This is a genomic window from Prosthecobacter sp. (assembly GCF_044373815.1).
GTDB lineage: Bacteria > Verrucomicrobiota > Verrucomicrobiia > Verrucomicrobiales > Verrucomicrobiaceae > Prosthecobacter.
This window is the reverse complement of record NZ_JBIPNG010000014.1, coordinates 21,653-34,338: the sequence shown is the minus strand read 5'-3', so window position 1 is coordinate 34,338 and position 12,686 is coordinate 21,653. Positions and strand designations below refer to the sequence as shown.

General features: G+C 60.3%; 10 protein-coding genes. 3 read left to right on the top strand and 7 right to left on the bottom strand.

From position 1 onward, the window contains the following. The coding region (locus tag ACIREA_RS02525) for an MFS transporter (protein WP_397380222.1) at positions 1-1,032 on the top strand (1,032 nt) is incomplete at its 5' end. 6 nt (positions 1,033-1,038) lie between these two features. Here ACIREA_RS02525 and ACIREA_RS02520 read toward each other — a convergent pair. The 5 genes from ACIREA_RS02520 to ACIREA_RS02500 all read right to left on the bottom strand — a co-directional run bounded on the left by ACIREA_RS02520 (position 1,039) and on the right by ACIREA_RS02500 (position 6,274). Then, positions 1,039-2,505 carry a tetratricopeptide repeat protein gene (locus ACIREA_RS02520; protein WP_397380220.1) on the bottom strand — a complete coding sequence of 489 codons (1,467 nt, stop codon included), beginning with the start codon at positions 2,503-2,505 and terminating at the stop codon, positions 1,039-1,041. 386 nt (positions 2,506-2,891) lie between these two features. After that, the gene (locus ACIREA_RS02515; protein ID WP_133796641.1) at positions 2,892-2,996 is read right to left on the bottom strand and encodes an AURKAIP1/COX24 domain-containing protein; all 105 of its coding nucleotides are present in this window, start codon (positions 2,994-2,996) and stop codon (positions 2,892-2,894) included. Positions 2,997-3,027: 31 nt separating this feature from the next. Beyond that, positions 3,028-3,912, bottom strand: coding sequence for an ATP phosphoribosyltransferase (gene hisG, locus ACIREA_RS02510; protein WP_397380217.1), 885 nt, complete (start codon positions 3,910-3,912; stop codon positions 3,028-3,030). Between the two features lie 58 nt (positions 3,913-3,970). Beyond that, positions 3,971-5,293, bottom strand: coding sequence for a sulfatase-like hydrolase/transferase (locus ACIREA_RS02505; protein WP_397380215.1), 1,323 nt, complete (start codon positions 5,291-5,293; stop codon positions 3,971-3,973). A 36-nt stretch (positions 5,294-5,329) separates the two neighbouring features. Further along, entirely contained in the window at positions 5,330-6,274 is a 945-nt protein-coding gene (locus tag ACIREA_RS02500) for an MJ1477/TM1410 family putative glycoside hydrolase (RefSeq protein ID WP_397380213.1), read from the bottom strand. Between the two features lie 146 nt (positions 6,275-6,420). Here ACIREA_RS02500 and metK point away from each other — a divergent pair, with 146 nt between their 5' ends. Together metK and galT are read left to right on the top strand one after the other, a co-directional pair. After that, positions 6,421-7,641, top strand: a complete 1,221-nt coding sequence (metK, locus tag ACIREA_RS02495) for a methionine adenosyltransferase (RefSeq protein ID WP_397380212.1) — start codon at positions 6,421-6,423, stop codon at positions 7,639-7,641. 123 nt (positions 7,642-7,764) lie between these two features. Continuing rightward, positions 7,765-8,760 carry a galactose-1-phosphate uridylyltransferase gene (gene galT / locus ACIREA_RS02490; protein WP_397380210.1) on the top strand — a complete coding sequence of 332 codons (996 nt, stop codon included), beginning with the start codon at positions 7,765-7,767 and terminating at the stop codon, positions 8,758-8,760. On the opposite strand, the gene ACIREA_RS02485 is transcribed toward galT, so the two are convergent. Together ACIREA_RS02485 and ACIREA_RS02480 are read right to left on the bottom strand one after the other, a co-directional pair. Continuing rightward, positions 8,757-11,672, bottom strand: coding sequence for a protein kinase (locus ACIREA_RS02485; protein ID WP_397380208.1), 2,916 nt, complete (start codon positions 11,670-11,672; stop codon positions 8,757-8,759). The two genes, galT and ACIREA_RS02485, sit on opposite strands and share 4 nt — an antisense overlap. A gap of 180 nt (positions 11,673-11,852) precedes the next feature. Continuing rightward, positions 11,853-12,578, bottom strand: a complete 726-nt coding sequence (locus ACIREA_RS02480; RefSeq protein WP_397380206.1) for an RNA polymerase sigma factor — start codon at positions 12,576-12,578, stop codon at positions 11,853-11,855. Between the last annotated feature and the right edge of the window lie 108 nt (positions 12,579-12,686).

Below are 12,686 nucleotides of genomic sequence, written 5' to 3'. Positions count from 1 at the left end.
CTGCGCGTGGTGATGTTTTGGAGCGTGTTCACGGCGGCGACGGGATATGCGTGGAATCTGGCGTCGATGATCGTGTGCCGGTTTTTGTTTGGCGCGGGTGAGGCGGGCGGGTTTCCGAACATTGCGAAGATGTTCAGCGTGTGGCTGCCGGAGCGTGAGCATGGTGTGGCGCAGGGCATCACGTGGATGGCGGCGCGCTGGGGTGGTGCCTTTACACCGCTGCTGGTCGTGTGGATTTTGGGCTTTGTGAGCTGGCGGAATACGTTTGTGCTCTTTGCCGGGCTGGGCGTGGTCTGGGCTTTGTGTTTTTACGTGTGGTTTCGGGACAATCCGAAGGACCACAAGGGTGTGAATGCGGCGGAATGTGAACTGCTGGAGGAAGCGCAAAAAAATCTGAGCGGCGAGCACGCTTCAATCCCGTGGAAGCGGCTTTTCACGACCAAGTCGGTGCTGCTGTTGTGGGTGTATTACTTCTGCATCAGCTACGTGTGGTATTTCTACATCACGTGGATGCCGAAGTACATGGAGCTGGAGCTGAAGATGGACATGAAGGACACGTGGACTTCGATCTTGAATGGTCTGCCGCTGTTTTTGGGTGGCATCGGCTGCTTCATTGGTGGAGTCGTGGCGCGTCGCATGTCGGCCAAGTCTAACAGTTTGAGCCGGGCGCGGCGCACGATCGGCGTGCTGGGCATGCTGGCAGCGGGCGGGATGATCATCCTGGCCACGACTTTGAACAATCCCACGTATGCGATGCTGGCGCTGGGCTTCTCGGGTTTCTTCAATGACCTGTCCATGCCAGGTGCCTGGGGCGCGTGCATGGAGGTGGGCGGGAAGCTTGCGGGATCGGTCTCAGGCAGCATGAACATGATCGGCAATCTCGGCGGCGCGCTCGGTGGCGTGGCGGTGCCGTGGCTGATGAACCTGACGAATCAAAGCTGGGACAAGGTGATGTATGTCGCTGCAGCCACCTACTTGCTTGCAGCACTGTGCTGGATGTTCATCGACAGCGATGAGCGGCTGGAGGAGTAGCGGGTGCTACTTCTTCTCGGTGTCCGATTTGCCGCCTTTGATTTTCAGCAGCTCATTTTCGATGCGCTTGCGGGCTTTTAAATCGGGGGTCTTGAGGGACTCGGCGCGTTCGAGGTAGCTGAGGGCTTTGGCTTTGTCGCCGAGGGCCTGATGAGTGAGGCCGATGTGTTCGAGGATCTCGGCATCCTCCGGAGTGACGGGCTGCATGAGGGCTTCGGCGCGCTGAAATTCCTTGAGAGCGCCGGGGTAGTTGCCCTTCTTGTAATGGAACCAGCCGAGGCTGTCGATGTAGGCGGGCTGGTCGGGCAGCAATTCGTTGGCCTTGGTGATGAGCTCGCCTGCTTTGTCGAGGTGCGTGCCGACATCCAGCCACATGTAGCCGAGGAAGTTCATGGTGTTGGCGGCGGCCTTGGCTTCTTCGCGCGGAGTCAGGGTGATGGATTTTTCCAGCATGCGTGAGGCGTCTTCGTAGCGCGCCAGGCGTTCGAGTGTGATGCCGTACTGATAGTAGAACAGGTGATCCAGCAGCTCGTTCTGAGTGGAACTGGCGAACTGCTCGGCTTCAGCGAAGTGCTGCACCGACGGGCCCCATTCTTCACGGGCGCGATGGGCGATCGCGAGCTGGTAGTGCACGAGGGGATGGTCGGGAAACAGGCGCACGCTGCGCTGGCCGACACGCACCATGTCATCGAACTTCTGTGTCTGGTAGAGCTCCCAGCCGAGTTTGACGTAGTCGCCGATCTCGCCGCCGCCGTTTTGAATGGCGGCTTGGAGGTGGGCGATGGCCTTTTCAGGCTGCTTGAGTTTGTCGTACTCACTGGCCAGGAGGCGCTGCATTTCCGCGTCGTCCGGTGCTTGTTTGACGACTTGCTCCAGAGTGGTGAGCGCCTTTTCTTTTTGTTCGGAGGCAACGTAGAGACGGTAGAGCAGTTTGCGGGCGTCGAGATTGCTGTATTCGGCCGCCAGTTTTTCACAGAGCTGCCGGGCACGCTCGGGATCATTAGTCAGGAGGTACTGACGGGCGACTTCGAGGGTGACCTGCTCGGCTTCGGCTTTGCTGGCGGTTTTGAGGGCGTTCTCAAAAAACGGGGCCACGCGCTGGCGGTACTCCGTGGCGAACTCGGCCTGACCGAGCGGCCAGACGCGCTCGGCGGTGTGTCCTGTGGCCAGCCAGTACTGCGGATCGCGACTGTTCTGATTGGCGGCCTGAGTCATGACCGCGATGGCCTTGTCACGCTCGTTGTGGGTGAGGTGCAGCATGACGGCGGTCTCGTAGACTTCGGCATGCGTGGGAAACTTGGCCAGGGCTTCGGCCACGGCCTTGGACGGGACGTCGTCTTTGACGAACAGGTCCTCAGGCGGGTAGGTGCTGGCGAAGCGTGCGAGATTGAGCAGCGGCGCGGGAGTGCGAGGGCTGGCACGCACGGCGTCCTCGAGGATTTTGACGGCAGCTTCGCGTCCTTGGAATTGCATGGCAATCCCAGCGGTATGCGCTGCCAGATCCGAGTTGCCCGGGTCAGCTTTAAAAACGGCCAGATAATGATCCAGCGCCTGCCTCAGTTTCCCGGAGGCTTCGAACTGGAGCGCGGCAGTGTAATGCGCCAAGACATCTGCCCTGGAGGCAGATGCTGGAGATAGTTGGAGGTCTGATGTGTCTGCCGCTCTGGCTCCCAAGGACAGGTCCGCTGGTGTTGCAGCATAACCTGAGAGGAGGGAGCCAAAGAAGGCGGCAAGACCCATCGTGAGACAGGGCCGCAGAGCCCTGCCAACCGAGCCGTACCCGGGCATGACAAAGCTTCCTGCGTCTCGATGAAATCGAATCGCACTGCGGAGAGGAGCCATGCCGGGAAGGCTAGCGGTTACGACTTGTAGCGCAAACGCTTCTTGTGACGGTTCGCGCGCATGCGCTTCTTGCGCTTGTGCTTGTTGATCTTCGTTTTTCTCCGCTTTTTGAGCGATCCCATGTTCGTGTTCTCCTGTTGTGTTGGCGTTGATCTAGTGGACGACTTTATTTAGAGGGTATTCCACAATACCCTCGGCCCCCAGCGACTTCAGCCGTGGGATGATGACCCGCACGGTGGCTTCGTCGATGACCGTTTCCACGGCCACCCAATCCTGGCTGGCGAGCGTAGAAACGGTGGGCGAGCGCTGAGACGGCAGGCATGCGACCACCTCCTGCAGCTGTTTCGCGGGTACGTTCATTTTGAGACCGACCTTGTGGCGGGCCTCGAGCGCACCTTTGAGCAGCAGCACGAGTGTCTCCATTTTCTGCCGTTTCCATTCATCACGGGCGGCAGGTTTGCTGGAGACAAATTGGGGGTAGCTTTCCATCAGCGTGTCCACGATGCGCAGCTTGTTCGCGCGCAGGGACGAGCCGGTTTCGGTGATGTCCACGATGGCATCCACCATTTCGGGCACCTTCACTTCCGTGGCACCCCAGCTAAATTCGACCTCGGCTTCGACACCGTGTTTGGCGAGGTATTTTTTGGTCATCTCCACGGCTTCGGTGGCGATGCGCTTGCCCTGCAGGTCCTTGACTGACTGAACGGGGGAATCATCCGGCACGACGAGTACCCAGCGGGTGGGCCAGGAAGTGGCCTTGCTGTAGCGAAGGTCGGTGATGACTTCGACATCCGCGTTGTTTTCCACGATCCAGTCGCGACCAGTGATGCCGCAGTCGAGGAAGCCGTGGTCCACATAGCGGCCGATCTCCTGGGCGCGCAGCAGGCGGAGCTCCAGCTCGGAGTCATCCACGGAGGGGCGGTAGGAGCGGGAGGAGACGACAATGTTGAACCCAGCGCGCTTGAATAATTCAAGCGTCGGCTCCTGCAGGCTGCCTTTGGGCAGTCCCAGGCGGAGGATATTCTTGGGTTCGGACATGGTTGGGGGAAGGGGGCGCGCATCCTAGTGGCATTTTTTCGGCTGGCGAGGGGAAATTTCACGGCAAAGCCTTCCGCCAGTCCAAAGCGGCCTTTTTCAGGCGTTCGGCGGTGTCTTTTTCGGCCTCGACGAGGTTGGTGGTTTCGTTGGGATCTTTGCCGAGGTGGTAGAGCTCGGTTTGCGTGCCGTCTGCGTTGACGAGGAGCTTCCATTCACCGTCGCGGATGGCGACGTTGGGAGATTTGGAATCTGGCTCTTTGGGGTAAGGGAAGCCGTTTTTGACTTTGCCTGCCTCGCCGGGTTTGCGACCGTATTCCCAGAGCAGGGGCTTGTGGCGCAGTCTTTTTTCGCCGCGCAGGGCGGCGCTCATGTCTTCGCCATCTTGATCGGCTGCGGGAGCTTTGATCTGCGCCAGGGCGCAGAGGGTAGGCATGAAATCGACGCTGCTGAAGACGGTGGTGTCATTCACTGCGCCTGCCGGCACCGTGCCGGGCCAGCGGACGATGAGCGGTGTGCGGATGCCGCCTTCATAAAGACTCCATTTCATGCCGCGCAGGCCCTTGGTGCGGGTGTGTTCCAGTGTGGGCTCGGGGCCGTTGTCACCGCAGAGGAGGATGAGGGTGTTCGGGGGCAGTGCGCCGATGAGACGGCCGATCTGGCGATCTGTTTCGACCAGCACGTCGCGGTATTTCGCCGGGAGACCACGATCATCCTTTGCCTCAATGGGGCGGTAGGGGGTGTGGACGTCATCGAGCCACAGATTCACGAAGCGCGGCTGGGTTGAGTGCTGCTGCATGAACTTCAGAGTTTCATCCACCATCCAGCGGGTGCGTTCTTGCCGGGGCACCTGCTGGGGTTCGCGTTTGGTTTCCCACGGCATCGTCTTCAGGCCGAGTGCTGCGGCGGGTTCCGGGCTTTCATAGGTTCCGAGGCCGACGTCGTAGCCATAGGTGGCGAATTTGGGGGCGTCCGTCACATCACGTCCGCCGCCGAGGTGCCATTTGCCGATGTGGGCGGTGGCGTAGCCTGCTTCGTGGAAGGCGCGGGGCAGGGAGGGTGCCTGAGGATCGAGAAAATCTGCCTGCTCGCATTCGCGATTCCCCGCCCGCGTTTGCAGATAGCTCGTGATGCGCCAGCGCGCCGGGAACTGCCCGGTGATCATGGAGCAGCGAGACGCTGAGCAGATGGGGGCGGCCACATAGAACTGCCGGAACTGCATCCCTTCTTTGGCCAGCCGATCCATGCGAGGGGTCGGCACCTGCCCGCCAAAGCAGGAGACATCGCCCCAGCCCATGTCATCGACGAGAATGAGAACGACATTGGGCTTTTCAACTGCCCAGGCACTGAAGGAACAGATCCATAGAAAAATAAAACATCGCATGAGGGCAAAACGTGGGAGCCTGCCCTGCTTATCGCTTCATTTCGAAACGCCAAGCGTCGTGAGCTGCCGATCTGTGAGCAGCAGTGTGAAGCCTTGTTTGGCCGCGGCTTCGAAGGCGGCGGTATGAATGGATTCCGACGTTGGATAGTCGATCACCAGCACCGGTTTGCCGCCGAGTTTGAGCTGCTCGAGGAAGCTCACCACGAAGCGTGACTGCTTTTCTGTGCGCAACTTTTTGCCAGCGATGAACAGGTCCTCCACTCCAATGGCGCTGATGATTTCACGGTAATTTGCGTGGGCGATGAGTTGCGAGGCATTCTGCGGGATGACGAGGAAGCCGGGATGCGTGGCACGCGCCCGTTGAGCAATGGTGGCGACCCAAGCGATCATGTCCTGACGATAGGTTTTGCCGGTCTCAGGATTGGGCCGATTATCGAGCCAGTCTTTGGTAGCTGCGTCGTATTCGTAGAATTCAAAGGCATCGACGATGTCGAGATAGATGCCGTCGAAACCCTGGGCGACGACTTTGTCCACGGCAGGGAGCATGATCTGTTGCCACGCGTGCTGCCAGTAGCGCACGCGGTAGTTGCCCTTCCAGTCGGGGTTTTCGGCGTTGAGGAATTTCGGCGCGGAGGCATCGGGTTTGCCATCTTTGTCGGCGTCCCAGCTTTTTTGCCAGTAGGGGCGGTAGTCCTCGGCCTCGCCAATGGACACATAGGCGACCACGCGGCGACCGCTTTTGCCGGCACGGATGGTTTTGATCTCGGAGGGGGTCCAATCGCCTTCGCTGCTGAAGGCGGCATCGATGACGATGAGATCCCGCTCGCAGGTGGCGAGTATTTGCACCGCTGCTTCGCGGCTGGTGGCGAGTTTGTCTGCCTGCAGGACGTAGGCCATCGACTTGGGCGCGGAAGCTGGCGCGTCTGCTGCCTGGGACCATGAACTGGCCAGGAAGATGAGGCCGGTGGCGATATGTTTCATCTCAGGACGGCAGCGTGCAGGCAGGTGAGCGCCGCCGCCACCCCGAATTCCACATTGACGCCCACGTTTTGGGGAATACTCTCCCGGCTTCCACAGGACGCATCATCAAATCATGATTCGTCCATATAACCCATACGACCACCATCATGTCCCGTAGCTACATCTTCTCGTCCGAGTCCGTCGGCGAAGGCCATCCTGACAAAGTTTGCGACACCATTTCTGACGCCATCCTCGACGCATGCCTTGCGATCGACCCGAAGAGTCGCGTCGCCTGCGAGACCTTTGCGAAGAGCAACGTCGTCGTCGTCGGCGGTGAAATCACCATCCCGAAGCTGCAGAACAAGAAGCTCGGCACCACCAAGCCGATCGACGAAGTCATCAACGTCGGCAAAGTCATCCGTGACGCTGTGCGCGGCATTGGCTACACCAATGACGATGACGTGTTTCACGCCGACAAGCTTTTCATCAACAACTACCTCACCATCCAGAGCCCGGACATCGCGCAGGGTGTGGACGCCGCTGAAGCCGAAGGCAAGAAGCACGGCGAACAGGGTGCTGGAGACCAGGGCATCATGTTTGGTTTCGCGTGTGACGACACGCCAGAGCTGATGCCTGCGCCGATCATGTATGCCCATCGCCTTGGCCGTGAGCTGACACGCATCCGCAAGGCTGGCAAGCTGGCGAAGTGGCTGCGCCCTGACGCGAAGAGCCAGGTCTCCGTCGAATACGTGGATGGCAAGCCTACTCGCATCGTGAACGTCGTCATCTCCACGCAGCACGCTGCGGATGTGAGCCACGCCGAGATCGAGAAGTTCTGCATCGAGCAGGTCATCAAGAAGGTGCTGCCGAAGGAGATGCTCACGAAGGAGACTGAGTATCTCATCAATCCGACCGGCAAGTTCGTCGTCGGTGGCCCTCAGGGCGACAGCGGCCTGACCGGACGCAAGATCATTGTGGACAGCTACGGCGGCATGGGCCGTCACGGCGGTGGTGCCTTCTCCGGCAAAGACCCGTCCAAAGTGGACCGCAGCGCCGCCTACATGGGCCGCTGGGTTGCCAAGAACGTGGTGGCCTCCGGTCTCGCCTCCAAGTGCGAAGTCCAGTTTGCCTATGCCATTGGTCATCCAGAGCCAGTGAGCGTGCACGTGGACACCTTCGGCACCGGCACCATTGATGACGGCAAGATCCTCGACGCCGTCTTGAAGGTCTTCTCCTTCAAGCCTGCTGACATCGTGAAGCAGCTCAACCTGCTGCGCCCGATCTACTCGAAGACCACCAACTACGGCCACTTCGGCAAAAACGACGATCCAGATCTTACCTGGGAAATCACCAACAAGGCTGACGCGCTCAAGAAGGCAGCGAAGTAAGCTGACATTAGGCCTTTGCCCCAGCATCAATAAAGACAAAGCCGCGCAGGGAAACTTGCGCGGCTTTTTTCTGCCAGCTAAGTGGATTTTGCTCGTTAGACAGATCCAACCCCGCCCTTGCCCATGTCTGAAATGCGTTTCAATCCCATCACACTTGATTGGGTTGTCATGGCTCCGGAGCGGGCGCTAAGGCCGGATGATTTTCATCCGCAGGCGGCGTCACATTTGACGAGGCCGCCGCATCGTGACGACTGCCCTTTCTGCACCGGCAATGAAGCGCGGACTCCTGCGGAGATCGCCCGCGTGGCAGCCCCGGATGGCTCCTGGCTGGTGCGTGTGGTGCCCAATAAATATTCCGTCTTTGACGCCACTCTGGATGTGCAGCGGAAGAAGCATGGGACGTTTCGATCCATGTCCGCCTCCGGAATGCATGAGGTGGTGGTGGAGCATCCGCGGCATGATCTTGACCTTGGAGAAATGGATCCGGCGCATCTGGTGATGGTGCTGCAAACGTACTGGGAACGCTATCAGGTGCTGCGCGGCCATCCGACGGTGGAGAGCATTGTGATTTTCAAAAACCAAGGGCAGCGCGCGGGCAGCTCCCTGGAGCATTCACATTCGCAGATCACGGCGGCGCCGGTGCTTTCCTCGCAGGTGTGCATGCGTTTGCAGGAGGCGCGGCGTTTTCACGAACTGGAGGGCGGGTGCTTGTATTGCACGGTGCTGCATGAGGAGCTGCTGGCTGAAGAGCGCATCATCGAGGCCGGAGAGGCGTTTGTCGCCTTCATGCCCTATGCGTCGCTCTCGCCATACCACACCTGGATTTTTCCGCGCAAACATCAGGCGGCCTTTGATGAGATCAGCGACGCGGACATCGAGGAACTGGCGGGCCTGCTGAGCCGCCTGCTGCGCCGACTCAAGGCTGCCGCAGGTGCGCCGGACTATAACTTTACGATTCGTTCTGCTCCCGTGGGGGAAGTGTCCGGCTGCTTCCACTGGTACATTTCCATCGTTGCACGCATCTCGCAGATAGCCGGCTTTGAACTCGGCAGCGGCACCTACATCAACAGCATGCGGCCCGAGCGCTGTGCTGAGCGTGTGCGTGGCATCGTGCTCTAGCGAGGGACAAGCCAGGTGCGCGCCAGGCGGTCATGCAGACCGCGCCCGCGCGTGGCGATGGCGGCGAGGCCGAGAGCCAGGGATAGGACAATCATGGCGATCAAACCGATGATTCGGATCACGTCTTGATCACCGGCCATCTGCATCAATGGAGCGTCGAACATGTTCACCACGGGCAGCAGCAGGATGGGTGACCAAGCGATCAGACTGCGCCACAGCATGCGCAGGCGGGTGGCATCAGTGCCGTCATCTTTGACCACTGCGATGCTGAGGATGCGCATCATCAGGCCTCCGCGAAAAGCGACTGCGCACAAGAGGCTCAAAATAGCGGTGACAAGAAGATACACTCCCAGCACGGAAGCCGTGACGAAGTCCACGCTGTGCTGCTTGCCAGCCAAGCCCAGCTCCTTGGCCCGCTCTGCGACACGGGTGTCCAGCAAAGGTTGCAGCAGAGCTTTGGCCTTTTGAAGCTCCTCTGCTGAGGGTGGTGGGTGACCATGAACGATTTTTTCCACACTGGCGCGCATTGGAGGAGGCAGGATGCTGCGCCCGATGGGGGAATCCCACTGCTGCGGATCACGCACGATGGGGCCGTAAGTGCCGGCGATGTAGGTTTCCATGGCGGCTCTGGCCATGGGCACCGGAATGTTTTCCAGTCCTGGCTGTTGCTTGTCTTTGAGCATGTCCTCATAGGACATCATGCAGCCACGTATCGCGGAGAAGGCTGGATTTTTGGCGGCCCATCCTTTGTAGAATGACATGCCGAGCGCCATGAAGGCCGTCAGAAACAACGATGGCGCGACAGTGCCAATGAGAAGCGCGGAACGCCGCCAGCGAGAAACCTCCGCCGGCAGCTGCGTCAATGCGCGAAGCTGCACAACGCTGCCATGAAGATCCGTGGTGCTCTTCAGGCTGAGCAGCGTCTGGCGGGCCGGGATGGGCAGTGGCACCGGCATGTTGAGTACTGTTGCTTCTTGCAAAGCCACCATGCGCCCTTGCAGAGCGGCGATTGCGACCTGGTTCAGAAAGGCCTGTGGGGTCACTCCGCCTTCGCTGGCAATGCTGACGCTGCCCGGGGCGGGAAAGTCGAGCAGCTTTGCCCGACCCTCCGAGGTGATCCAGACACGATCCAGCGTGAGCGTATCTGGTAGTGAGCCCGTTTGCATGGCGGCGTACAGTTCAGCCGCGAGATCGTGCAGCCAGTGCCGCACGACACGCCAGGGCTGTGGTTTGGTGGCAAGGCTCGTCAATGGGGTGCCGCTTGCTGCTTCGTAGGCGTCCCAGGATTCGCTTTTGCCGCGCCCGCCTTGCAGCCAGCGAAGGCGGCCAGGGCGTGCGATGTTGCGCTGCACCTGGGATACCGGTGGTGAGCCGGAAGGCGTCTGGCGAATCCACACCTTGCGCAGCAAGCGGGTGTCATAGCCGAGCAGCACCTCCTGAGCATCTGTGTGTGAAAGCATTGCGATGACATGAAACGGGCCGATCTTGCGCATGCCGTCCGTTGCTGGGATGGTGATCTCGGTTTGCGCCATGGCGACACGCGGCTGATACGCCGATTTCTGAATCACCCGTGTTCCGGTCCATAGATCGTGCAGTCCAGCGAAGCCGTTTTGACGGCGAGCAGTCACGAAAATGAGCAGGAAAAACAGGATCTGGCCGGCAATCCAAAGATAGGTCCAAGCGGTAACCTGAGTGACGTCCGTCATGTGGTAGCGGAAGATTTCCACGATCACAAAGGCCTGCAGCAACACCGACCGTAGCAAGGCACGCGGGATGCCCGGAGCGCTGCGGTTCAGACTGGCGACTCGCAGTCCTACAAGCGCCTTGCCCACGGACGCTCCCCAGACGCCTTCGCTGATGCCGAAATACAAATGCCGCATGACCAGCAGCCCCATCCCGATCCAGAAAAAACGCCAGGAGTGGAAGGTTTCGGGATTCAGGTAATCCATGGGTGAAACCAGAAACAGCAGCGGGATCACGAAATTCACCGCGATCAAAAGGGAATGGTCAATGATGCCTGCTGCAAAGCGCAGCCCCAGCGTGGCCGGTGTGGGGGCGATGGAGGCATAGGGCAGCAGTGCCCGTTGCAATTCTTGATAGCTGCCGAAGCGCTCGGTGGCCTGCTTGTTCAAGCAGCGCAGCACGATGCGGGCGAGCTCCTGGGGCATGTCCGGCCGGTATTGCAGGGGGGACGGCGCGGCTTTTTCCAGTGAGTTTGCCAGTTGCTGCACCATGTTTCTGCCTTCGAACGGGGTGCGTCCAGTGAGGAGGTAGAACAATGTCACGCCCACTGAGTACATGTCTGAGCGTACGTTCAGCTCCTCGCCGCGCAGCTGCTCCGGCGAGCAAAAGGCCGGGGTGCCGAGAAAGGTGCCATCCATCGTTTGCATGGAATCGCCCCGGCCTGCGGTGGAGATCGAGAGACCGAAGTCACCGATCTTCACGGTGCCGTCCATGTCCTCGAAGCAGTTCGCCGGTTTGATGTCGCGATGCAGGATGCCGACGGAATGCGCGGCCTCCAGACCTGCGATGATCTGCAGAACGGCGTCCACGGCGGCGCCGACGGGCAGGGGGCCGTAGCGCTGGATGCGGTCCTGCAAGGTGCCGCCCGCGATGAGTTCCATGGCAATCACCGGCGTGTCATCGATCTCCTCCGTGCCGAAGACATAGACGCTGTTGGGGTGATTGATGGAGGCTGCCAGCCGTCCTTCGCGAAGGAAGCGCGCGCGAGCGTCCGGTGAATCGAGCTGGTGGCTCAGCACTTTCAAGGCCACGCGGCGTCCGCTGGACAATTGCTCCGCAGCATAGACCGCGCCCATGCCACCGTGGCCAAGCTCACGCTCGATGCGGTAGCCTCCAAAGACCGTGCCAATCTGAGGCAGTGCATGCGGCTTCGGCTGGGCGATGAGCATGGTCGCTCCTGGATCTGTGGGGAGCGCGCTGCTGAGCAGGCACGCAGGGCAAAGGGATGCCGGGGCATCGACAGGCAAGTTGGCGCCGCATTGGGGGCAGGTTTGGGCAGGAGTCATGGTGGGGGAATGGCGGGTTCACTGACTTCCTGAAAGCTTGGGGCCGGCGAGTTACAAAAAACTTCAACTCCGCAGCACCGCCACCAGATGCCGCATCTCGGCATCGACCTCCTCCGGCGAATCCACCGTCTCCGCGATTTCTGCGCGCAGCACCTCACGATAGCTTTGGCGCAGGCGATGAATGGCGACCTTTAGCGCGTCCTCGCTCATGCCGAGCTGCTGAGCGATCTGCCCGCGATCGGGGCCTGCGCCGCTGAGCGTGCCTTTGAGCACCTCAAAAGTTTCGGCTTCACCCTTGGCTGCAAATTCGGCGCGCAGTTTTTCCACCGCACGAGCCAGCAGCTCCATGGCCCAGCGGCGGTCGTAGAGCGTCTCGGCATCGGATTGCTCCGCAGGCTCCAGGGCGTAGCGGGCCTCGGCATCCAGAGCGTCCCATTCCACCAGCCGCTGTCCGCCGCCGCGCTTATGCGTTTTCCCGCGATGCCAGTCATTGGCGAGGAAGTTTTTCAAGGCGCCGAGGAGGTAGGAGCGAAATTTTCCGCGTGCCGGATCGGCGGCGGAATGGGTTTCCAGGAGCGAAAGGAAAAATGCCTGGGTCAGGTCCTGGGCATCATGCGGGGAATGGCCGCGCCTGCGTACAAAGGCATACAACGGGTACCAGTAGTCCTGGCAGAGAGCGGACATGGCCCGGTGAATCCGCGTGTCATCCCCGCCCTGCTGGGCGGCGAGTACGAGGCTCCAGCGGGTGGTGTGAAACTCACGTGCGCCGGGAGCGATGGAGTCGTGCATGCTGAGTCATACCACGCCGGACAGGCTGAGCACAAGACGATCACCGATATTTGCCATTTTTTTGAATCCAGAAGAAAGGGGCAGACGCAATAGGAGGCGTGAAAAGTG